Consider the following 21,842-nt stretch of genomic DNA (forward strand, 5'->3'; position numbering starts at 1 on the left):
CAACTCATCAGAACTCCAAATCTCTTGATTTTATAAGTAAAGGTTGCCCATGGATTCCACAGTTCCTGCCGCTAGGCCAACAGTAGATGAAGACTCTAAAAGCACTGAACTAAATCTAGATTCAGCGTTACCCCCGTCTGAGGCCCTTCAACCCGTTACAGACGAAGTTACTGACGACGAGGCAGAAGAAATAGGTAGAAAATTTATCACTACCATCACTCGCCTTAAGGGTGTCAAAATTGACAGAGAGGCGTTCATTAGGAGTGAACTTGAAAAGGCATTCATTCCTGAAGACAAAATTGATGAGGTAATCAATTCTACTCCCGCTCAGGCCGGTATAGACTCGCGTCTTATCGATAAACTTGCAAAATCTGCTATCGAATTTGAGACTCGTAAATCCTCAGCAATCTCTTTTGCTGCCGGCCTTCCTGGCGGGTTTGGAATGATTGCAACCATTCCCGCTGATGTTACGCAATACTATGTACATGCATTCCGCGTGATGCAGAAATTAGCATATTTGTATGGATGGCAGTCGTTCATCTCTGATTTGAACGAAAAAGATGATGAAACAGTTGCAAAATTTGCGATGTTTCTTGGAGTAATGCTTGGAGTAGGGGGTGCGGCAAATAATCTCATGAAATTTGCGAACGATATAGCTCGCCCTGCTGTTCAACGAAATATCGCTAAAAAGGCTCTAACGAAAACCTTTTATTACGACCCAATCAAAAAGACACTGAGATTTATCGGGGTTAAGGTTACCAAAGACAGCTTTGCAAAAGGTGTAGCAAAGGCTGTCCCCCTGGCTGGCGGGATAATTTCCGGAAGCCTAACCTACGCGTCCCTTAAATCCCAATCAGGCCAGCTTCAGAAGCACCTAAAGGGACTCCCACTAGCATGGCCCGATGGCAAGGTGCCCGAAGAGTTTATCCTCGATGAAGATGAGTCCAAGACCAACAAAAAAGAGCAAGCTAAACAAATTATCGGTTCAGCAAAAGGAAAGCTTCCCCTTTCTCTAAAAAATAGAAAGAAAAGCTAAATTCAATTGTTGAAGTAAGATTATTAAGTGAAACCACCGAACTCTCGAGAGTTCGGTGGTTTCACTCAAAATTCGATTACCTCTAATTCGTTTCAACGACGATTTTGCCGGGACCGCCCTTACCTGCGGCGAGCAGGTTGAGGGCTTCTTCCAGGCGGTCAAAGGGTAGGGTCTGGGCGACCAGGGGCTTAATAGCGCCGGATTCGATGGCGGGGGTGTAGCTCTTGAGCTGGTCTGCCTCGGCCCGCATGAAGAGGAACTTGTAGGTCACGCCGAGCTTCTTGGCAGCAGCCCGCTCCTTTCGGCTGAGGAACCACATAACCGGTGTCAGGGCCTTCTTACCGAGCTGGGCGGCGAAGTCGGTGTCGGGGGTGCCAACCACGGTCACCAGGGTGCCGCCGGGTGCCAGTACCTTCATGGAGCGAGTGGTTTCCCCCTTACCCAGGGTGTCGAGCACGATGTCGTAGCCCGAGATGTGCTCCTCGTAGTTCTGGGTGCGGTAGTCGATGACCACATCGGCGCCCAGGGTCTTAGCCAGCTCGACATTCTTGGTGCTGACGGTGGTGGCGACGGTTGCGCCCAGATACTTGGCGACCTGGATAGCGATAGAGCCCAATCCACCGGTACCGCCCTGGATGAAGACCTTATCGCCGGGCTTGATGGGAGCCTTTTCGGTGAAGGCCTGGATAGCGGTCAGCAGGACGAGGGGCAGGCCAGCAGCTTCAGCGTAGGTCAGGTTGGCAGGCATGGGCGCAACCTGGGCAGCGTCTACAGCGACCTGCTCGGCGAAGCCACCAATAGCGTCGATGGGCAGGCGGGTAAAGACCTTATCCCCCACCGCGTAGTCGGTGACGCCGCTACCGACGGCAAGGACGTCCCCGGCGACTTCCTGCCCCAGGATGAGAGGGAGCTTGTAGGGCAGGAGCTGCTTGAAATCACCGCGGGAGATCATGGCATCAAGCGGGTTGAGGCCTGCGGCGCGGACGCCAACAACCACCTGGCCGGGCCCGGCGACGGGGGCGGGGACGTCCGCCCACTGGGTAGCGCCGCCGTCGACGTAGGAGGTGAGGGTAAATGCTTTCATGGTTTTCTCTTTCGGGTGGGTGATGATAGTGATGTTAGATTTAAGCGTCGGGCTGGGCTGCTAGGTAGCTGGCCCTGATATCTTCGATGACCGCCTCCAGGGTGATTCCTGCTAACTGGTCGGTCATGGCCTGTTCGGCGCGGGCGGCGATGGGGTCGAGTACCGAGTTAATGTGGCCCCCTACCGGGCATTCCGGGTTGGCGTTTTGGTGGGTATCAATGTGGATGTTGGGGTTAACGGCCCGGTAGATATCGAGCAGGGTCATTTCGGTTTTCGGCTTACCGAGCTGGTAGTCAAAGCTACCGGGGATGCGGTCAAGCAGGTCTGCTTTTTTGAGCAGGGAGATGATTTTGCGAATGTAGCTGGCGTTGGTGCCCGCGCTGGTTGCTATGGCCTCGGAGGTGAGTTTGTCGTCGGCTTCCGAGAGCATAACCAGGGTGTGTACGGCGACCGAGAATTTTGTATCCACAGAACATCCTTTTTGTATTTGTTTCAGCAACAGATACAAATATAGGGCACGAATCGACACAAATCAAATCTTCCCCAGCTAACGAACAGCCAGCACCCCAAAGAAGACTGCGCCAACCAGCAGCATTAGGCTATAGAGAGCGGTTAGGTTGGCATTCTTAATCCTTGTAAGCGCACCTGTGACAGCGTGAGCAAAGCCCGGGAAGCGGTCCCAGCTTGCTTCGAGTAGCAGGTAGGGCCCAACCATACCGACTGTAAAGATGAGATAGGCCAGCACCCATTCAACCGCGTTGTGGCTCACCGGTGTGAGCAGGCGACCCACCATATACATCGTTGCCATCGAGCTCAATCCGATAGCCGAATTCAAAAAGCCTTCTAGCACAGCTTTCCGGGGTGAGAGGTGTAAGTTTTTAACCTTATGTGCCCTCTTGGGGCGGTTTCTGCGCGTCCAGAGCAGGACTGCCGATAGTGCAAGCAGCAGGGCAGCGCCGGCGTCGATGCTCTTTCGCACGAGGATTTTGCTCGCATCACTGTGAACCAGCTGTATCAGGTTCTCTGGGTCAACGAAGCGGAAGAGTAGGACGAGGACGGTAGCCCCCATGACAATCCCGCCACTAATCCAGCGGACAATATGCATTTTGCTGGGGTCGTTGATGAGCGCCAGAAAGGTGATGCTGTAGAGCGAGGGGCTAAAGCCCATCATGAGTCCCAATCCGAGCAGGGCAGGCGCAGCGGCGAGAAGGGTTGTCATGGCTACCAGTATGACATGGGCAACCAGCCCTACCCATTTCGCACTTTACCCCTGCCAGGGTAAGCCAAGGGGCTTATTCACAGAATGGGGTGAAGCAGGCTCACAGCGAAGCTGCTGGCTAGATGAAGTGAGCGGGTGCGAGCGCGCGAGCACATAAGAGCGAACGGAATCCGCCGTTAGGCGGGGCGTGAGGGTCAGGCTTACGCCTATTCCGCCCGCAGATTTATTTCCTCGCGCGCTCGGAATCTACTGGGCTCCATCCAGCGTGAGCCTGCGAAGCCCCTTATGAATTAGCTACGCAGCACCTTAGTGATATCGTCCAGCACGCTCATATCTTCGATGGTGGAGGGCACGGTGTACTGCTCGCCGTCGGCAATCTGACGCATGGTCTTGCGCAGGATTTTACCGGAGCGGGTCTTGGGCAGGGCCTCCACAATCTTGACGTCCTTGAAGTCGGCTACCGCACCGATATCATTGCGCACGCTGGCGATAAGTTCGGCGGCCAGCTGTTCTTCGGTGATGTCGGCACCGGCCTTGAGCACCACGTAGCCGGCGGGCCGCTGGCCCTTGAGCTGGTCAGCCACACCGATCACAGCACACTCAGCGACAGCCGGATGGCCGGCGAGTACCTGTTCCATAGCACCGGTTGAGAGGCGGTGGCCCGATACGTTGATGACGTCATCCGTGCGCCCCATAACGAAGACATAGCCGTCCTCGTCGATGTAGCCAGAGTCGCCGGTGGTGTAGTAGCCGGGGAAGGCATCGAGGTAGGAGGAAATGTAGCGGTCGTCGTTACCCCAGAGGGTGGGCAGGGTGCCCGGGGGCATGGGTAGCTTGATGGCAAGGTTGCCCTCTTCGCCGGGGCCGACGGGCTCACCGAAGGGGTCAAGCACCTGCAGGTTGTAGCCGGGTGAAGGAACGGACGGAGAACCGGGCTTCAGCGGCAGGGCTTCCAGGCCACGGGGGTTAGCCGCAATGGCCCAGCCGGTTTCGGTCTGCCACCAGTTATCAATCACGGGCACGCCCAGCTTCTCGGTGGCCCAGTGGTAGGTTTCGGGGTCCAGGCGCTCACCGGCAACGAAGAGCAGCTGTAGGGAGGAAATATCGTAGCCGCCGAGCAGCTCAGCCTCGGGGTCAGCCTTGCGGATGGCTCGCAGGGCGGTGGGAGCCGTAAAGAGGGACTTGGCACCAGATTCCTGGATAACCCGCCAGAAGGCGCCGGCATCCGGAGTGCTAACAGGCTTACCCTCGTACAGAACGGTGGTTGCCCCGGCCAGCAGGGGACCGTAGACAATGTAGGAGTGGCCCACAACCCAGCCCACATCCGAGGCACACCACATCACTTCGCCGGGGCCCACGTTGTAAATATGTTTCATGGTCCAGGTCAGGGCCACGGCGTGCCCACCGTTATCGCGCACTACACCCTTGGGAGAGCCGGTCGTGCCGGAAGTATACAGAATGTAGAGAGGGTCGGTGGCCTTCACCTCGACAGGCGCGTGTGGCTGGGCTGCCGCAACGGCCTGACCCCAATCGAGCCAGGTCACGCCGGTGGAGTTCTCTTCAGCTCGGCGCACCGCATCAGATACTGAATTCTCAAAGCCCTCACGTTCGAAGACCAGCACGGTCGCAGGCTTGGTCTGCGATAGCTCAATAGCCTTTTCGACGGCGGGAATGTACTCGATGCGGCGCTTGGGTTCCACACCGCCAGAGGCGGTCAGGACGACGGTGGGCGAGCAGTCGTTGATACGGCTAGCCAGTTCGTTGGGGGCAAAGCCACCAAAGACCACCGAGTGAACAGCCCCCAGGCGGGCTACCGCCAGCATAGCCATGGCTGCCTGGGGAATCATGGGCATATAAATGAGCACGCGGTCGCCTTTTTCGACCCCGGCGGACGCGAGCGCCCCGGCAATTTTTTCTACCTCGCCTTTGAGTTCTGAGTAGGTGATGTTCTGGCGGGTGCCGAGCATGGCTGAGTCGTAGGTGATGGCGGTGCGATCGCCGTGGCCGGCTTCTACGTGGCGGTCAACGGCGTTGTAGCAGGTGTTGAGGGTGCCGTCGGGGAACCAGCGGTACAGCGGGGCAGCATCGCTATCGAGGGCGCGGGTTGGTTCGGTTGACCAGCTAATGGCCTGTGCCTGCTCTAGCCAGAACTCTTCCTGGTTTTCGATGCTGCGGGTGTAGGTGTCAGCGTATGTTGCCATGTGGGGTGCTCCTTTACGGACGCCGGTGGTGGGTTGTCATGAGGGAGTGACTCTAACCTAGTGTGAGGGGTCACATTTAGCAAGGTTTTGTATACAGAAATTTGTGAAACTGGTGAAAATGACACATTATTTCATGCATAGTCCGAAAATTTCCCCCCTTTTGTATACAAAACTCGGGTCGGTGTTTTAGAGTGGTCACAACCGCCAATTTCAGTGCAACACATCACAAAACTGTGAAAGGAGAGAGCGAATGAGAGCTGGTGAACTGGCCTATCAGAGCCTGCGCAGCGACATCATGGAGGGAATGCTCGCTCCCGGTTCTGTGATTGCAGAGGTAGAACAGTCAGAGCGCCTGGGGGTCTCTCGCACCCCCGTCCGCGAAGCTATATCCCGCCTTCTTGCCGAGGGTCTTGCCGAACCGGCACCGGGCCGCGGCGTCATCGTTGCACCGATTTCTCTAGCGAATGTGTACGCCCTCTTTGAGCTCCGCACCTCGCTCGACAGCACGGCGGCAGCGCTTGCGGCACGTCGAGGCGATTCCAAGGTCTTCAAAGAGCTGGCACAGGCCTTTGAAGAGGCATCGTTCGCCCTGCACCGCGGAGAAGCCTCGCTGGCGGAGTACTACTCCCTGGTGGATGAGCTCGATACCGCAATCGACGCGGCAGCCAACAACCGCTACCTGCACCAAGCACAGACGTCCTTGCGCACCCAGCTCACCCGCATCCGCAAGCTTTCTAAGGCCAACCCCATCCGGCTAGAGCAGGCGGCTGAAGAGCACGCCCAGATTGCCCGCTGCATCGCCTCCGGCGACCCGCAGCTTGCTGAAGCCGCTACCCGCCTGCACCTGGCCAACGCGCTCTACGCCATCGAAGAGGCCGCAGCCTCTCAGAGCCAACACAGTCTTTTCAACCATCCAGAACCAACAGCCTAAGAATCCCCTCACCGGCGCCGCTGCCGGTAGGAACAACCTGAAAGGAAACATCAGTGACCAAGCTGCACTCCGTTCGAGTTTATAAGTCCGAAGAAAACCTGCCCCGCGAAGACCAGCTCGCCTACAAGCTCGCCCAGGTAGCCACCGACCCCGTTGAGGTGCTCCCCGAGGTCGAAGAGATGGTCATCAACCGCATTATCGACAACGCCTCTGTCGCTATTGCTTCTCTCAACCGCGGCCCCATCATCTCCGCCCGCGACCAGGCCCTGACCCACGCCCACTCCCCCAACGGCAAGGGTGCAGCCATCTTCGGCGTCCCCGCTAGCACCAAGGTTTCCCCCGAGTGGGCTGCCTGGGCTAACGGTGTGGCCGTGCGCGAACTGGACTACCACGACACCTTCCTGGCTGCCGAGTACTCCCACCCCGGCGACAATATCCCCCCGATTCTGGCAGTAGCCCAGCATGTTGGTTCTACCGGCCGTGACCTGATTCGCGGTATCGCCACCGGCTATGAGGTCCAGGTTGATCTGGTCAAGGCCATCTGCCTGCACAAGCACAAGATTGACCACGTCGCCCACATCGGCCCGTCCGCTTCTGCCGGTATTGGCACCCTGCTGGGCCTGGATACCGAAACCATCTTCCAGGCCATCGGTCAGGGCCTACACACCACCACCGCAACCCGCCAGTCCCGCAAGGGCGAAATCTCCACCTGGAAGGCCCACGCCCCCGCCTTTGCAGGCAAGATGGCAGTTGAAGCGGTCGACCGCGCTATGCGCGGCCAGACCTCCCCCGTGCCGATCTACGAAGGTGAGGACGGCGTCATCGCCTGGATGCTGGACGGCCCCGACGCCCACTACGAAGTGCCCCTGCCCGAAATCGGCGAGCCCAAGCGAGCAATCCTCGACACCTACACCAAGGAGCACTCCGCGGAGTACCAGGCCCAGGCATGGATTGACCTGGCCCGCAAGCTGCACCGCGAACACCCCGAATTCACCAACCCCGAGAACATCGAGTCGATTGTTCTGCATACCTCCCACCACACCCACTACGTCATCGGCTCTGGCGCCAACGACCCCCAGAAGTACGACCCCACCGCTACCCGCGAGACTCTGGACCACTCCATCCCCTACATCTTCACCGTTATGCTGCAGGACGGCGAGTGGGACCACGTCGGCTCCTACGCCCCCGAGCGTGCCCAGCGCGAAGACACCGTAGCCCTCTGGCACAAGGTCACCACCGCCGAGGACGCCGAGTGGACCCGCCGCTACCACTCCAACGACCCCGCAGAAAAGGCCTTCGGTGGCCGCGTTGAAATCAAGCTGGCTAACGGCGAGACCTTCAGCGAAGAAATCGCTGTGGCGGACGCCCACCCGCTCGGCGCCCGTCCTTTCGCCCGCGAGGACTACATCGGCAAGTTCCGCAAGCTGGCCGAGGGCAAGGTCTCTGAAGAAGAGCAGAACCGCTTCATCGAAGCCGCCGAGAACCTGGCCAACCTGGGTGCAGGTGAGCTGGACGCCCTCAACATCACCGCCTCCATCGACCTGGAAACCGGCAAGAAGGGTATCTTCTAATGCTGTACGCTTCAAAAACCGCTGCCCAAAAGCGCAAGGATCTGCGCGAGATGCTGGCCAGCGACCAGATTCGCCAGTTCCCCGGCACCTACACCCCCATCTCAGCCCGCCTGATTGAAGAAAAAGGCTTTGACGGTATCTACATCTCGGGTGCAGTGCTGGCCAACGAGCTGGGATTTCCGGACGTCGGCCTCACCACCCTCTCCGAGGTAGCCCAGCGCGCAGGGCAGATTGCCCGCATTACCAATCTGCCCGCTATCGTGGACGCCGACACCGGCTTCGGTGAGCCCATGAACGTGGCCCGCACCATCCAGGAGTTCGAAGAATACGGCCTGGCAGGCTGCCACATCGAGGACCAGTTCAACCCCAAGCGCTGCGGCCACCTCGACAACAAGAACATGGTTGACCTTGAAACCGCGACCAAGCGAATCAAGGCAGCAGCCGAGGCCCGCCGGGACGAGAACTTCCTGATTATGGCCCGCACCGACCTGCGCGGCACTTCTTCCCTTGAGGAAACCATCAACCGTATCAAGGCTCTGGTCGATGCCGGCGCCGATGCGATTTTCCCCGAGGCCATGAAGAATCTCGACGAGTTCAAGGCTGTCTGCGACGCTGTGGACGTGCCTGTTCTTGCCAACATGACCGAGTTCGGTAAGAGCGAGCTTTACACCAAGGAACAGCTAGCTGAAGCGGGTATCTCAATGATTATCTACCCCGTCACCCTGCTGCGCTCCTCGCTGGGAGCCATGGAACGCGTCCTGGAAACCATCGAGCGTGATGGCACCCAGGAGGCCTACGTGGACCAAATGTTCACCCGCTCCCGCCTCTACGACCTGGTCGACTACGAGGCCTACAACCAGTTCGACACCGGCATCTTCAACTTCGAGGTTCCCGGTAAGTTCGAAGCCTAAACGCACAAGGAGAAACAGACATGAGCGACAACGAGGTCAAAAAAGGTCTGGCCGGTGTAGTTGCTGATTACACCGCCATCTCAAAGGTCAACGCAGAAACCAACTCCCTGCTCTACCGGGGCTACCCGGTGCAGGAACTGGCGACTGTTCCTTTTGAGAAGGTAGCCCTGCTGCTCTGGAACGGGGAGCTACCCACCGACGAAGAGCTGGCAGAGTTCACCGCTTTCGAGCGAGTCCACCGTGAGCTACCGGCAGCGTTGAAGGCAGTGATCGACGCCCTGCCCGCCGACTGCCACCCCATGGATGTCTGCCGCACAGCAACTTCCTTCCTGGGCGCAGCCGACCCCAAGAGCGAGGATCTCTCCCCCGAGACCGAACTGCTCAAGGCCAAGGAACTGTTCGCGGTCATGCCGGCTGTCGTCTGCTACGACCAGCGTCGCCGCCGGGGCCAGAGCATCATCGCCCCGCGCGAAGACCTGGACTACTGCGACAACTTCCTCTACATGGCCTTCGGCGAAGTCCCGGCCCCCGAGGTCAAGACCGCTTTCAACGTCTCCATGGTCATGTACGCCGAGCACTCCTTCAACGCCTCTACCTTCACCGCCCGCGTCATTACCTCCTCCCTTTCAGACCTGCACTCAGCCGTCACCGGCGCTATCGGTGCCCTCAAGGGCCCCCTGCACGGGGGTGCCAACGAGGCCGTGCAGCACACCTTCGATGAAATCGGTGTGATTGAGGGTGAGTCCCAGGCAGACGCTAAGGCTCGTGCAAAGGCATGGATGGAGGCCGCCCTAGCAGAGAAGAAGAAGATTATGGGCTTCGGTCACCGGGTCTACAAGAATGGCGATTCCCGTGTGCCCACCATGCAGAAGTCCTTCTTCGACATGGTCGAATACTACGGCCGCCACGACATTATCGGTCTCTACCAGGGTCTGGCTGAAGCAATGGACGAGGCTAAGGGGATCAAGCCCAACCTGGATTACCCTGCTGGCCCCACCTACCACCTGATGGGCTTTGATACCCCCACCTTCACCCCCATCTTCGTGGCTTCCCGCATCACCGGCTGGACCGCCCACATCCTGGAGCAGCGCGCAGCGAATTCACTGATCCGCCCGCTCTCTGCCTACAACGGTGTGGACGAGCGCCACCTGAGCTAAAGCACAAGCCCCATAAGCTCACCTATAGGGCCGGCTGGTTCTGAGGTCAATCACTTCAGAACCAGCCGGCCTTTTGTGGTAGGTAAGTATCTTTAGCGGAGCTCTCTAGGCAGCTTTTCTAGCAGTCTCAACCAGATCTCTGAGGCCGTTGGATAGGCGGGTACCGCGTGCCGCAACACCTTTACGGGCAGTTGAGCAGTAACTGCGATAGTAGCTGCGTGCAGGAGTTCGGCGGCTTCCTCGCCCACAAAGACAGCGCCGAGCAGGACGCCGGTATCAGCGTCAACGGTCAGTTCTGCAAAACCCCGGTTGAGGTTCGATAACAGGGAGGCACCAGCAGCTTCATTCATAGCGGCGCGGCTAGTGACCACAGCATGACCCTGCCGGAGAGCTTTGGCGTGGGTAAGCCCCACCTGAGCTACCTGGGGTTGGCTAAAAATCACCTGCGGCACCGGGACTTCTTGCTTCGGGGTGTATTCTTCCTGGCTGGTCAGGGCAGCCCCTAGAACTCTGGCCCGATATTTGCCCTGGTGGGTCAGCATCACCTGACCGGCTGCGTCCCCGATGAGGTATAGCCAGTCAGGCCCCTGCCCGGCTAGAGCTTCTTCTGAGCTCAAGCCAATACTCTCTAAACCTACCGAGTCTAAAGTCGGGGTACGCCCGGTAGCCAGTAGCAGCTCTTCGCTCTCTAGCACCTGGCCATCGTCAAGGGTGAGCGTCACCTGCCCACCGTGTACCCTCCCCAGCCCGGTAGGGCGGGGGTTCTCGCGCCGCGCGTCCGTAACTCTAGCGCCCAGGTGCAGGGTTACTCCATAGTCGGCGAGAGCCGAAGCAATCAGGTCGCTGAGCCCCTCGACCTCGGCCCCTAGTTGCCCCAGCAGATGCTGTCCGCGCACCAGCAGGGTCACTTCGCTTCCCAGGGCAGTCATCCAGGTGGCAGCTTCCACTGCCACCACCCCACCTCCCACAATGATGAGTCGTCGGGGAACCTCAACCACGCCGGTGGCGTCCCTGTTATCCCAGGCTTCAAGCCCCGTATAGAGATCAGGTACCGCTGCGCGAGATCCGGTTGCCAGAACTACGGCTTTTCGCGCCCTCAGAGTTCGGTGTGACCCATCTGCAGAGGTCACCCTGACAGTTTTCCTACCGACTAGCTCACCGTGACCGCGCACTACCGTTATACCGGCGGACTTTGCCCATCGCATTTGCCCTGTATCCCTGTACCGAGAAACCCAGGCATCGCGCCGTTTCAGCAGGTCATGTGAGTTTACTGTGGTGCCGGTAAGCCCCGGAAGGTGCCCAGCGACTTCCGCCACTTGCAGGGGGCGCAGCAGCGCCTTGGAGGGCATACAAGCATAGTAGGAGCATTCACCACCCAGCAGGTCATGTTCTATTAGGGCAGCGCTGAGCCCACCCTGGGTGACGTAGTCGGCAAGGTTCTCACCTACCGGCCCGGCACCAATGACAAGTACGTCAAAAGTATCGTCATCAGGCGAAGTCTTGTCTGTTTGTTCGGAAGGGTTCATCGTATTCTTTCCTCTATCTAGCGGGCACGGGGGTGGCTAGCGGCAAATACCTCGCGCAGGGTATCTGCGGTGACCTTGGTGTAGACCTGGGTTGTGGTCACCGAGGCATGCCCCAGCAGTTCCTGCACCACGCGAATATCGGCCCCGCCCTCCAGCAGGTGGGTTGCGAAGGAGTGGCGCAGGGTGTGCGGTGAAATCTCGGCCTGAATTTTTGCGCGTTCAGCATGATTTTTAAGAATCAGGTAGGCTCCCTGCCGGGTGATGCGCCCGCCTCGGGCGTTGAGAAAGAGGGCAGCACCTCCCCTACCCCGGGAGGCGAGCGCCGGGCGTCCGCGCACCAGGTAGTCGTCGATAGCCCGGGCAGCGTAGGAGCCAACAGGCACTACTCTCTCCTTGTTGCCTTTACCGAAGAGTCTTACGACGGCGGGCAGCTGGGGGTTTTCTTCCGTGGGGTTTCGGTCGATGACCAGGTCATCGATATCAACTGTGATGGCTTCGCTGATGCGGGCACCCGTGGAGTAGAGGAATTCGAGCAGGGCCCTATCGCGCAGCCCCGCGGGGGTGGCGGGGTCGGGGCTTTCCAGCAGGCGGGTGATGTCGGCTAAGGGTAGAGCCTTGGGCAGGCGGGCGGCGGGGGTGGGCGGGCGGACGGTCGCCGCGGGGTCTGTGGGTGTGGTGCCTTCGCGGTACCAGAAGGAGTGGGCGCCGCGCACGCCGCTGATGATGCGGGCGACCGATTTCGCTGCGAGGTCTGCTCCCCCGTCCTTGCCCGGGGCAGAGCAGTGGGCGGCGAAGTCGCGCACGTGTTTTTTGGTGATGGTGCCAGGGTCGATCACGCCCTGGTCTGCCAGGTAGGTGCTGTAGCGGGTGAGGTCGCGGCGGTAGGCTGCCTGGGTGTTGGCGGCTAGACCGCGTTCGATGGCCAGGTGGTTGAGGTAGGCCTCGATGGCCCTGTCGAGCGGGGTGGGGGCAGCCGGGGCGCTGGGGGACACCTTAGAGACCTTCGGCGGGGCGGATTTCGCCGCGGTAGTTTGCCTCGCGCAGGGCGGGGTGGGCGGTAAAGGGGGCGGACGCCGGGTAGAGGGTTTCAAAGTTACAGCGGGCTGCGGCGTCGGCGGCGAGGATCGCGTTGGTGGAGGCGGCATTGTGGATTCGTCCGGCCAGCACAGCGCGGACGGCCTCATCGAGCGGTACCCAGCGCTGCACGATTTCTGATTCTTCGTGGACCCGCTCTTCGCGGTCTTCAGCGGGGATGGCGCTGAGATCGCGGGCCAGGTAGATACGGCAGGCCTCGCCCATACCGCCGGGTGAGTTGTAGAACTCCATGAGGGTATCCCACCGGGCGGCTTGGAGGTCAGTTTCTTCTGCCAGTTCACGGGCGGCAGCGTGCACGGGGTCTTCGCCGTCGATGTCGAGTAGACCTGCGGGGATTTCCCAAAGGTTAGCGCGGACGGGGTGGCGGTACTGGTTGATGAGCAGCACCTCGTTCTTCTCGTTGAGAGCAAGGACGGCTACCGCCCCGGGATGCAACAGAAAATCTCGTTCGAAGGGTTCAGCGCCTTCTTCCAGTGCTATGCCCTCGCGGATAACGTCCCAGACGTAGCCCTCAAATTTGGTGGTGCGGCTGGTGACGTAGCGGGGGTTGGCGATGTCAGCGATTGTATCTTGGGTCGCGGCGAGCGCCGGGGCGTCGAGGCGGGGGGCGTCCCCCACCTCATACGAGAGATTCTGTTGCATACCTTAGAACAGTACTAGCCGTTCTTGCGGGCCTCAAGTGCCGCCTTGATCAGCCCCGCAAAGAGGGGGTGGGGGCGGGTGGGGCGGGAGCGGTATTCCGGGTGGGCCTGGGTGGCGATGTAGTAGGGGTGCTCGCTCACGGGCAGCTCAACGAACTCCACCAGGGACGAGTCGGGTGAGGTACCGGAGATCACCAGTCCGGCTTCTTCCAGCTGCTGGCGGTAGTCGTTGTTGACCTCGTAGCGGTGGCGGTGGCGTTCTGCTACCTCGGTTGCCCCGTAGACACTTTCAGCCAGTGAACCTGCTGCCAGGGTTGCGGGGTAGAGGCCCAGGCGCATGGTGCCGCCCAGGTCGCCTGCGCCGTCCACGAAGGCCTTCTGCTCTTCGATGGTGGCGATCAGCGGGGATGCGGTCTCGGGATCGAACTCGGTCGATGAGGCGTCCTTGATACCGAGTACGTTGCGGGCGTATTCGAGCACCATGGACTGCAGACCTAGGCAGATGCCCAGGGTAGGAATCTTGTTTTCACGAGCGTGGCGCAGGGCGCCAATCTTGCCGTCGAGGCCGCGGATGCCAAAGCCACCGGGCACGAGAATGGCGTCCATGCCGCGTAGCTGGTGGGCGGCGTCCTCGCGGCTCGCGCAGAGGTCGGCGGCAACCCACTTGATGTTGACCTTAGCGTCGTTGGCAAAGCCGCCGGCGCGCAGGGCCTCTGCGACCGACAGGTAGGCATCGGGCAGGTCGATGTACTTACCGACCAGAGCAACGTTGACCTCGGTCTTGGGGGTGTGGACGGCGCTCAGCAGCTTATCCCACTGGGTGAAGTCAACGGGGTTAGCGTCGATGCCCAGGTAGTCCAGGATGTAGGCGTCGAGGTTCTGGCTGTGCAGGGTCTTGGGGATGTCGTAGATGCTGGGGGCGTCAGCGCAGGAGATAACGGCCTCGGGCTCTACGTCACAGGCATGACCGATCTTGATCTTGTGTGACTCGGGCACTTCGCGTTCACAGCGCAGGATCAGGCCGTCGGGAATAATACCCAGGCCGCGCAGGGCGGCAACGGAGTGCTGGGTGGGCTTGGTCTTCAGCTCGCCGGACGGCCCGATGAAGGGCACCAGAGACACGTGCAGGAAGAAGACGTTGCGGCGGCCTACATCGCGGCGGACCTGGCGGGCGGCTTCGAGGAAGGGCAGGGATTCGATGTCGCCCACGGTGCCACCGATTTCGGTGATGATGATGTCGGGGGCGTTCTCGCCTTCGGCAGGCAAGCGCATGCGGCGCTTGATTTCATCGGTGATATGGGGAATGACCTGTACGGTATCGCCCAGGTATTCACCGCGGCGTTCCTTGGCGATGACGTGGGAGTAGACCTGGCCGGTGGTGACGTTTGCTGCCTGGGAGAGGTTCTCGTCGAGGAAGCGTTCGTAGTGGCCGATGTCGAGGTCGGTTTCTGCCCCGTCGTCGGTGACGAATACTTCACCGTGCTGGAAGGGGTTCATGGTGCCGGGGTCGACGTTGAGATAGGGGTCGAGCTTCTGCATGGTCACTGAGAGACCGCGGGAGCGAAGAAGTCGGCCGAGAGATGAGGCTGAGAGGCCTTTGCCGAGAGATGATGCTACGCCGCCGGTGACGAAAATCTGGCGGGTGACTTTACCGTTGTTTGATGCGTTTGTATCTACCACGGAATTCCAGCCTATCACCGTTTCTGTTTCGCGCGTGTAAACACTGCGGGGCAGGGCCCGGTGGGCGGACGCCTGCCCCGGCTTCTGCTGAGCAGGTAGGGCACCTGCCCGGGGGCTAGATCTGACCGGCGTCGGCCAGGAGTTCTCGGGCGTGTTCCTGGGCTGCTGCTGACTGGTCGTGGCCAGAGAGCATGCGGGCAAGCTCTACGACTCGTTCCTCGGGTGTGAGAACCTGCACACGTGAGAGGGAGCCGTCATCGTTTTTGCGTACCAGGATATGCTGGTCGGCAAAGGCAGCTACCTGGGGCAGGTGGGTGACCACCAGTACCTGCACGTTCTTAGCGAGCATAGCCAGGCGGCGACCGATTTCAATGGCTGCCTTACCGCCGACGCCGGAGTCCACCTCGTCAAAGATGAAGGTGGGCACGGGGTCTACTTCTGAGAGCACCACTTCGAGGGCCAGCATCACGCGGGAAAGCTCACCACCCGAGGCACCCTTGCCTAGGGGGCGGGGGACGGCCTGGGCGTGGGGAGCCAGCATGAAGGTCACCGCGTCCTTACCGTAGCGGTGGAACTTTTCGGTTTCTTCTACCTCAACCACCAGCGAAGCGTTCGGCATGGCCAGGGCTGAGAGTTCTTCGCTGACCGCCGCTGCCAGTTTGCGGGCTGCCTTGGTGCGCAGGTCGGTGAGCTCCGCAGCCTGCTCCCCCAGGGTCTCACGCAGCTGGCGGAGTTCGGCTTCCAGGGTCTCCTGACGGGCGGGGTCATCGGATAGGGTTTCCAGGCGAGCGCGGGATTCTTCTGCCCAGGCCAGCACCTCGGCAATATCAGCCCCGTACTTGCGGGTCAGGCTCTTGAGCTGGGCCCGGCGGTGCTCGACCTCAGCAAGGCGTTCTGGCCCCTCGGTATCTAGCCCAGAGGTATAAGCCGAGATTTCTTCGGCAATGTCGGTCACATGAATCAGGGCCTCGTTCAGCCGTCCAGCGAGAGCTGCCAGGTCGGCGTCCGCATCTGCTTCTGCGGCCAGGGCGGTGCGGGCGGCATCGAGCAGCCCCAGCACGTTGGGCTCGTCCGCGTCCCCGTATTCGGTGCCCGATAGAGCGGCGGACGCCGTCGCCGCAGCTAGACGCAGGGACTCAACGTTGGCCAGTTTTTGGCTTTCTGCCCGCAGGGCCTCATCTTCGCCCTCGGCAGGCTGCACCGAATCGATTTCTGCTAGAGCCCCTTGCAGGGTCTGGGCTTCCAGTGCGCGGGCGCGGGTATTTTCACGGACGTCGCGAAGTTCCCCGGCGGCCTGACGGTAGCGCTCGTAGTTGACGGTGTAGGCCGCTAAAAGCTTTTCAAGTTTTTTCCCGGCGTAGGAGTCCAAAGCGTGACGCTGTTCGGCGGCGTCCTTGAGGCGCAGCTGGTCGGACTGGCCATGGACCGCAACCAGGGTATGGCCGATATCTGCCAACGTGCCGATAGGGGCAGAGACACCACCCACGTGGGCGCGAGAGCGACCGGCGGCGCTGACGGTGCGGGCCAGAAGCAGCTCGGCAGAACCGCCGTCGAGTTCCTCAACCGAACCACCGGCGTCCTCGGCCAGGGCTAGGGCGCGGTGCCCCTGAGGCAGGCGGATAACGGCCTCAGCCAGGGCGTTCTTAGCGCCGTTGCGCACGCTAGAGGCATCGGAGCGAGCGCCCAGCAGCATGCCCAGAGCCGTCACGACCATGGTTTTACCGGCACCTGTCTCACCGGTCAGCACCGAGAAGCCGGGTTCAAGAGGCAGGCGGGCATCGGTAATAACGCCCAAATCGCGCAGGTGAATTTCTTCAATCACGTGGGAAAACTTTCTTGACGAGGTTAGTCGTTACGGATGACGGTCAGGGCGCTGGTCGCAGGGCCGGGGGTGTGGGGGCCGCGCCAGCCCGCAATAGGTAGCTCGAACTTCTTGACCAGGCGTTCTGAGAAGGGGGCCGGGTGCATACGGGCCAGGCGGACGGGCTTAGACGAACGGGTCACCTCGACGCGGGCCCCGGGAGGCAGGTCGCGGGTACGCCGTCCATCGCACCAGAGCACACCTTCTGCCCCGTTGGTGGAGATCAGCTCTACCGCCATCATCGAGGTCGGTGCGGTCACCAGGGGGCGGGCAAAAAGAGCGTGGGCCGAGAGGGGCACCATCAGCATAGCCTCAACGCTGGGCCAGACAATCGGGCCACCGCCAGAAAAGGCGTAGGCGGTTGATCCGGTCGGGGTTGCCAACACCACGCCGTCACAGCCAAAGGACGAGAGCGGGCGCCGGTCTACCTCAATGACCACCTCGATCATTTTTTCGCGGTTGCCCTTTTCAACGCTGGCCTCGTTAAGGGCCCAGGTTTCAAGAATTTTCTGGCTGCCGTCCCAGACCTTCACGTCGATCGCCATGCGCTCTTCGACCGTGTAGTCGCCCGAGACCACTCGCTCAACGGTTTCGGTCAGGTCGAATTCTTCGGCCTCTGCAAGAAACCCTACGTGGCCGAGGTTGACGCCGATGAGGGGTATCTGGGTGTGGCGAATCATCTCGGCAGCGCGCAGAATCGACCCGTCACCGCCCAGCACCATACCCAGCTCGATATCTTTGAGCGCCACAGACTCGTGGGCCACCGCCACGGGGACGGGGTTCTCCCACTTTTCGGTCAGGGCTTCCAGGTCAGCGCGGTTCATCACGGGCACCAGGCCAGCCCGGTGCAGCTGCGTGCAGGTAGCACGAGCAGCGTTGCGGGCCTCAAGACGGCCGGTATGGGCGAAGACAAGAATATTGCGCTCCCCCGGTGTCTTGGTCTGCTGGGGTGTGAGGGCGGTGTCAGGTGTTTCGTTCACACTTTTAGGCTAGCTGACCGTAAACGGTTTTGCTGTTTTTCTGGGCCCAACACACCGGATTTTTTCGAATATTTATTCGACTTTGGGTGTCTTATGAAGCGGGGGTCGCTTCGTCAGGCTTGCGGCACCAGAGGAAGAATTCTACGTTGCCGTCCTGCCCCGGCAGGGGGCTTTCCTGCTCCCCCAGCACGAGCAGGCCGGCGTCCTGCGCTGCTGCGCGGACGGACGCCACGGCGTCCGCTCTCACCTCGGGGTCGGTCACTACCCCGCCCTTGCCGATGCGGGCCGGGCCCACCTCAAACTGGGGTTTAACCATGAGCAGCAGGTCCCCGCCTGCGGCCGTTGCCCCAGCCAGCGGCTCAACGACCTTGGTTAGGGAGATAAAGCTCAGGTCTGAGACCGTAAGGGCAACCTGCCCGCCGATGTCCTCGGGGCTCATGTGCCGCACGTTCATGCCCTCATAAACGTCAACGGCCGGGTGGTTCCGGATCTGTTCGACCAGCTGGTCGTGCCCCACATCAACCGCCGCAACCCGGCTGGCACCCCGGCGCAAGAGCACGTCGGTAAAGCCGCCGGTAGAGGCGCCTGCATCCAGGCAGAATTTACCGGCAACGGTAATCTCGGGGAAGGCATCCAGCGCCCCGGCCAGCTTGTGCCCGGCACGGCTCACATACTCGGTCAGCTCGCTGCGGCGGACGCGGACGCGGTCCCCCTCCTTCAGCTTTTGGGCTGGCTTCGTCACGGTACGGCCGTTCACGCTGATGTGCCCGCCCTCAACCATCTTGGCCGCCAGCGTGCGGGAGCGGGCAATCTTTGCCTGCACCATGTACTGGTCCAGTCGCATGTTCTTCCTTCCCGCCCCGCGCGTAGCTCTAGCGGCTTGAATCTAGGTCTTCTTTGAGGGCGGACGCCAGCTGCCCCAGCCTCTCAATCCGTTCGGTGGCATCCAGAGCCAGGGCAGCTGTCAGCGCCACCTCGAACTCGGGGTCGAGAGCCTCGGCTTCTTCAGTCGGTAGCCCCGAAACTGCCTTTTCTTCGAGACTCTGGGCGGTTTCGTCCGCGCCCTTAGCCACGGTGCACCTGGCTAGGAGACACCGGGGCGGACGCATCGGGGTGGGCAGCCCACCAGGCTGCACAGGCCACACGCCAACTATCGATCTCGCTACCCTCACCGGTGATGGTGAGTTCGGTATCGGTTGCCTCAGCGGACCAGCCTGCGCCCCGGGCGCTCACACCGGTTGCTGTAGCCTGCACCTGGATCTGGGGATAGTCCTCAAAGAAACCGGCGAGGTCTTCCAGAATATAGGTGGGGCGCTCCAGCGGAATAGCCGCCAGAATGCTCTGGTAGGTCTCCACCCCGGTCATGACCACGGCCGTCGCCATCGCTGCCCGGTTACCGCCCTGGATATCGGTATCCAGGCGATCGCCCACCACCACAGGACGCTGAGAGTTCAGCTTCTGGGCAGCGGTGACGAAAATAGGTGACTCGGGCTTGCCCGCCACCTGCGGGGTTCGCCCGGTAGCCGTAGCCACAGCCCCTACCAGGGTGCCGTTACCGGGGGCGATGCCGCGTTCCTTCGGGATAGTGAAATCGGTGTTCGAGGCAACCCACAGCACCTTCTCATCGGCCAGGGTGTAGGCGGCTTCAGCGAGATCTTCCCACACAATCTTAGGGTTGAAACCCTGGGCCACTGCGACCGGCTCGTCAGCCTGGCTGGTGACGGGGGTTAGCCCGGCAGCCGCCACGCAATCGGCCAGAGCCTGTGCCCCGGTAATCAACACCTTAGCCCCAGCAGGTAGCTGGGCCTTGAGTAGCTCAGCTGCCGCCTGGGCTGAGCTAATCACATGGTCGGCATCGGTGTTGACGCCGAGTTCCACCAGGTGATCAGCAACGGCCTGGACGCTGCGCGAGGCATTGTTGGTCACGAAGGCTACCGGTACCCCGGCATCCTGTGCCCTGTTCAGAGCCTCAGGGGCACCTTCAATAGCGAAGGGTCCGGCATACACTACACCATCAAGGTCAGAGAGAATAGCGTCGTGGGCTGCCAGCAGCATTAGTCGCGGTCCTCCTCAGCAGCTTCAGCAGACAGCTCGAAGAGGGCTTCTTCCTCTGCCTGGTCTTCACTTACTACGGTTTCAGTGGTCGTCAGGGTTTCGTCGACCTCAAAAAGGGCGCCGTCTTCGCTGGCTTCAGGCTCTTCGGAGGTTACTGCATCGACAGCCTCAGTTTCGGCGGCTTCAGCAGCGTCTGCTTCCGCGTCGGCCTCTACAGCTTCAGCAGCCGGTGCCTGGGCTTCAGCGGCTTCAAGATCAACGGAGGGTTCTTCGGGTTCAAGCAGGTCCTGCTCAGTGAAAATATCGAAGATTTCAGGTTCAACAAAGTCACCCTGGCCTAGAGCGGCCTCAGTCATCAGGGCAAGGCGCGCCCAACGGGCTGCTTCCTTGCTACGCCCGTCCTGCTCCAGCAGTTCAGCGTAGGTGTTGAAGAGGCGGGGTGAGTAGTCGAACCCGCGCTTGGGGTTCAGCTCAGGAATCTCAAGGGCCTTCAGAGCCTTCTTCAGCTCGCCCTGGTCGCTGTAGATACCGGAGACAACGATAGCGACCTCAGAGCGGACGGCGGCAGGTACCTCTTCGTTCTTCGCTTCTTCAGCCAGGGTCAGGGCCTTTTCGACACGCCCCAGGGCACGCTCGCAGTCTACGAGCAGCGCGAGGTGCTCGTTGGAGCCCGAGATACGGCGGTGGGTGCGCAGTTCACGCAGGGCCAGTTCAAAGTCCTCTGCAGCGTAGGCTGCGATACCGACGACCTCGCGGACGACGCCGATTCGGCCTGCGCGCTTTGAGGCAGCAACAGCGTGTTCCAGGGCGAAATCGGGGTCAATATCGAGGTAACGGCCGACCATGACCAGGTGCTTGGCTACGGTATCTGCGTTCTGGGCTTCTAGCTGGCGCAGGGCACGCAGGGTCCAGTTTTCAAGTTCTTTACCGGTGACGTCAGTGTCGATTTCGGGTGCGTTCTTTGACGGACGGTAGTCACCGCTGGGGTTCTTTGCCCCAGCAGTAAAGTTACGGTCTTTGCGCTCCCCCTGGAAGCCGCGCTTATTCTGGTCGCGGTCGAAGTTCTTGCGGGGGCCATTACCCTTACGGTCGAAGGAGCGTTCGCCGCGGCCGTTACCGTTGTTTTTACGGTCGTCGAAGCGCTTACCACCGCCGCGGTTCTTATCGAAGGGCTTCTTCTTGTCGCCGTAGGGGCGGTCGCCGTCGCGCTTAGTGTATCCGCTGTCGTTACGGTCGGAGCGGTCGCTGCGGTAGGGGCGTGAGGAGTTACGGTCGTTGTTCTTCTTGTAGCCACCGCGGTTTTTATCTGAGTGGTTACGTGAGTATTCAGCCAAGTGAGCTCCTCTATGGTGTTTGTGGTGGGGGTTGGGCTCTTTTCTGCCCTGTTTTTAATGCTAGGTTCTAGTCTATCTGGCTTGGGGTACCTTGCGTAGGGGCTGCCTGGTCTTACCGGTGCGTTTTCAGGCACACAGCTTCACGCTTGGCCGGCGCTTTAAAACAAAAAGGGCTCGGAGCGATAGCTCCGAGCCATAAACAAAAAGAGCCTAAGCTATAAAGCTCAGGCTCTTCCTGTATCCCAATCAAAAACCGGCGGTGACCTACTCTCCCACACCGTCACCAGTGCAGTACCATCGGCGCAAAGAGCCTTAACTTCCGGGTTCGGGATGGAACCGGGTGTTTCCCTCTCGCTATAACCACCGTAAACCTACGATGACCACCCACCCACAACAGGGAGGGCAGCAACAACAACCCCAATCAGGTTATTGCCTCAAAACCATACAGTGGACGCAAACAACAACAAACTCAGTCATAAAAGTGTAAGCCTTCGGACTATTAGTACCAGTCAACTCCACGGGCATTCCCCGCGTCCATACCTGGCCTATCAACCCCATCA

General features: G+C 60.5%; 19 protein-coding genes and 1 rRNA gene. 5 read left to right on the plus strand and 15 right to left on the minus strand.

Features of this window, described 5'->3' with window-relative positions; all coding sequences use genetic code 11:
- The first annotated feature begins 49 nt into the window (after positions 1–49).
- Positions 50–1,036: a hypothetical protein gene (locus L6762_RS03200; protein WP_237185542.1), complete on the plus strand. Its 987-nt coding sequence runs from the start codon at positions 50–52 to the stop codon at positions 1,034–1,036.
- An 82-nt stretch (positions 1,037–1,118) separates the two neighbouring features.
- Here L6762_RS03200 and L6762_RS03205 read toward each other — a convergent pair whose 3' ends face one another.
- The 4 genes from L6762_RS03205 to L6762_RS03220 form a co-directional block, all read right to left on the minus strand.
- Positions 1,119–2,120, minus strand: coding sequence for an NADP-dependent oxidoreductase (locus L6762_RS03205; RefSeq protein WP_237185543.1), 1,002 nt, complete (start codon positions 2,118–2,120; stop codon positions 1,119–1,121).
- A 40-nt stretch (positions 2,121–2,160) separates the two neighbouring features.
- Positions 2,161–2,589 (minus strand): Rrf2 family transcriptional regulator, encoded by a 429-nt coding sequence (locus L6762_RS03210; RefSeq protein ID WP_237185544.1) that lies wholly within the window; start codon positions 2,587–2,589, stop codon positions 2,161–2,163.
- A gap of 78 nt (positions 2,590–2,667) precedes the next feature.
- The gene (locus L6762_RS03215) at positions 2,668–3,339 is read right to left on the minus strand and encodes a hypothetical protein (protein WP_237185545.1); all 672 of its coding nucleotides are present in this window, start codon (positions 3,337–3,339) and stop codon (positions 2,668–2,670) included.
- A gap of 290 nt (positions 3,340–3,629) precedes the next feature.
- Positions 3,630–5,540: a propionyl-CoA synthetase gene (locus tag L6762_RS03220; RefSeq protein ID WP_237185546.1), complete on the minus strand. Its 1,911-nt coding sequence runs from the start codon at positions 5,538–5,540 to the stop codon at positions 3,630–3,632.
- A gap of 250 nt (positions 5,541–5,790) precedes the next feature.
- On the opposite strand from L6762_RS03220, the gene L6762_RS03225 reads away from it, so the two are divergent.
- The 4 genes from L6762_RS03225 to L6762_RS03240 are packed head-to-tail and all read left to right on the plus strand — an operon-like array spanning position 5,791 to position 10,110.
- Positions 5,791–6,471 carry a GntR family transcriptional regulator gene (locus L6762_RS03225; RefSeq protein ID WP_185173207.1) on the plus strand — a complete coding sequence of 227 codons (681 nt, stop codon included), beginning with the start codon at positions 5,791–5,793 and terminating at the stop codon, positions 6,469–6,471.
- A 53-nt stretch (positions 6,472–6,524) separates the two neighbouring features.
- On the plus strand, positions 6,525–8,042 hold the full coding sequence (locus L6762_RS03230; RefSeq protein ID WP_237185547.1) for an MmgE/PrpD family protein: 1,518 nt from the start codon (positions 6,525–6,527) through the stop codon (positions 8,040–8,042).
- Positions 8,042–8,953: a methylisocitrate lyase gene (prpB, locus tag L6762_RS03235; RefSeq protein ID WP_237185548.1), complete on the plus strand. Its 912-nt coding sequence runs from the start codon at positions 8,042–8,044 to the stop codon at positions 8,951–8,953. Before L6762_RS03230 ends, prpB begins: the two co-directional genes overlap by 1 nt.
- Before the next feature lie 20 nt (positions 8,954–8,973).
- Positions 8,974–10,110: a bifunctional 2-methylcitrate synthase/citrate synthase gene (locus L6762_RS03240; protein WP_237185549.1), complete on the plus strand. Its 1,137-nt coding sequence runs from the start codon at positions 8,974–8,976 to the stop codon at positions 10,108–10,110.
- 92 nt (positions 10,111–10,202) lie between these two features.
- On the opposite strand, the gene L6762_RS03245 is transcribed toward L6762_RS03240, so the two are convergent.
- The 11 genes from L6762_RS03245 to rrf form a co-directional block, all read right to left on the minus strand.
- Positions 10,203–11,636 carry a dihydrolipoyl dehydrogenase family protein gene (locus tag L6762_RS03245; protein ID WP_237185550.1) on the minus strand — a complete coding sequence of 478 codons (1,434 nt, stop codon included), beginning with the start codon at positions 11,634–11,636 and terminating at the stop codon, positions 10,203–10,205.
- A gap of 17 nt (positions 11,637–11,653) precedes the next feature.
- Positions 11,654–12,628 (minus strand): site-specific tyrosine recombinase XerD, encoded by a 975-nt coding sequence (locus tag L6762_RS03250; protein WP_237185551.1) that lies wholly within the window; start codon positions 12,626–12,628, stop codon positions 11,654–11,656.
- Position 12,629: 1 nt separating this feature from the next.
- Complete coding sequence (locus L6762_RS03255; protein ID WP_237185552.1) at positions 12,630–13,373, minus strand: NUDIX domain-containing protein; 744 nt, start codon at positions 13,371–13,373, stop codon at positions 12,630–12,632.
- A 14-nt stretch (positions 13,374–13,387) separates the two neighbouring features.
- Positions 13,388–15,070: a CTP synthase gene (locus L6762_RS03260; RefSeq protein WP_237185553.1), complete on the minus strand. Its 1,683-nt coding sequence runs from the start codon at positions 15,068–15,070 to the stop codon at positions 13,388–13,390.
- Positions 15,071–15,167: 97 nt separating this feature from the next.
- On the minus strand, positions 15,168–16,874 hold the full coding sequence (recN, locus tag L6762_RS03265; RefSeq protein WP_237185554.1) for a DNA repair protein RecN: 1,707 nt from the start codon (positions 16,872–16,874) through the stop codon (positions 15,168–15,170).
- 23 nt (positions 16,875–16,897) lie between these two features.
- Positions 16,898–17,893, minus strand: coding sequence for an NAD kinase (locus tag L6762_RS03270; RefSeq protein WP_237185555.1), 996 nt, complete (start codon positions 17,891–17,893; stop codon positions 16,898–16,900).
- A gap of 91 nt (positions 17,894–17,984) precedes the next feature.
- On the minus strand, positions 17,985–18,737 hold the full coding sequence (locus L6762_RS03275) for a TlyA family RNA methyltransferase (RefSeq protein ID WP_237185556.1): 753 nt from the start codon (positions 18,735–18,737) through the stop codon (positions 17,985–17,987).
- 28 nt (positions 18,738–18,765) lie between these two features.
- On the minus strand, positions 18,766–18,966 hold the full coding sequence (locus L6762_RS03280; protein ID WP_237185557.1) for a hypothetical protein: 201 nt from the start codon (positions 18,964–18,966) through the stop codon (positions 18,766–18,768).
- Complete coding sequence (locus L6762_RS03285; protein WP_237185558.1) at positions 18,959–19,948, minus strand: HAD-IIA family hydrolase; 990 nt, start codon at positions 19,946–19,948, stop codon at positions 18,959–18,961. The genes L6762_RS03280 and L6762_RS03285 overlap by 8 nt, the downstream gene beginning before the upstream one ends.
- Entirely contained in the window at positions 19,948–21,282 is a 1,335-nt protein-coding gene (locus tag L6762_RS03290) for a tetratricopeptide repeat protein (protein WP_237185559.1), read from the minus strand. The genes L6762_RS03285 and L6762_RS03290 overlap by 1 nt, the downstream gene beginning before the upstream one ends.
- 251 nt (positions 21,283–21,533) lie before the next feature.
- Positions 21,534–21,650, minus strand: a 5S ribosomal RNA gene (gene rrf / locus L6762_RS03295).
- Between the last annotated feature and the right edge of the window lie 192 nt (positions 21,651–21,842).

The organism is Rothia nasimurium (genome assembly GCF_928381705.1).
Taxonomy (GTDB): Bacteria; Actinomycetota; Actinomycetes; order Actinomycetales; family Micrococcaceae; genus Rothia; species Rothia nasimurium_G.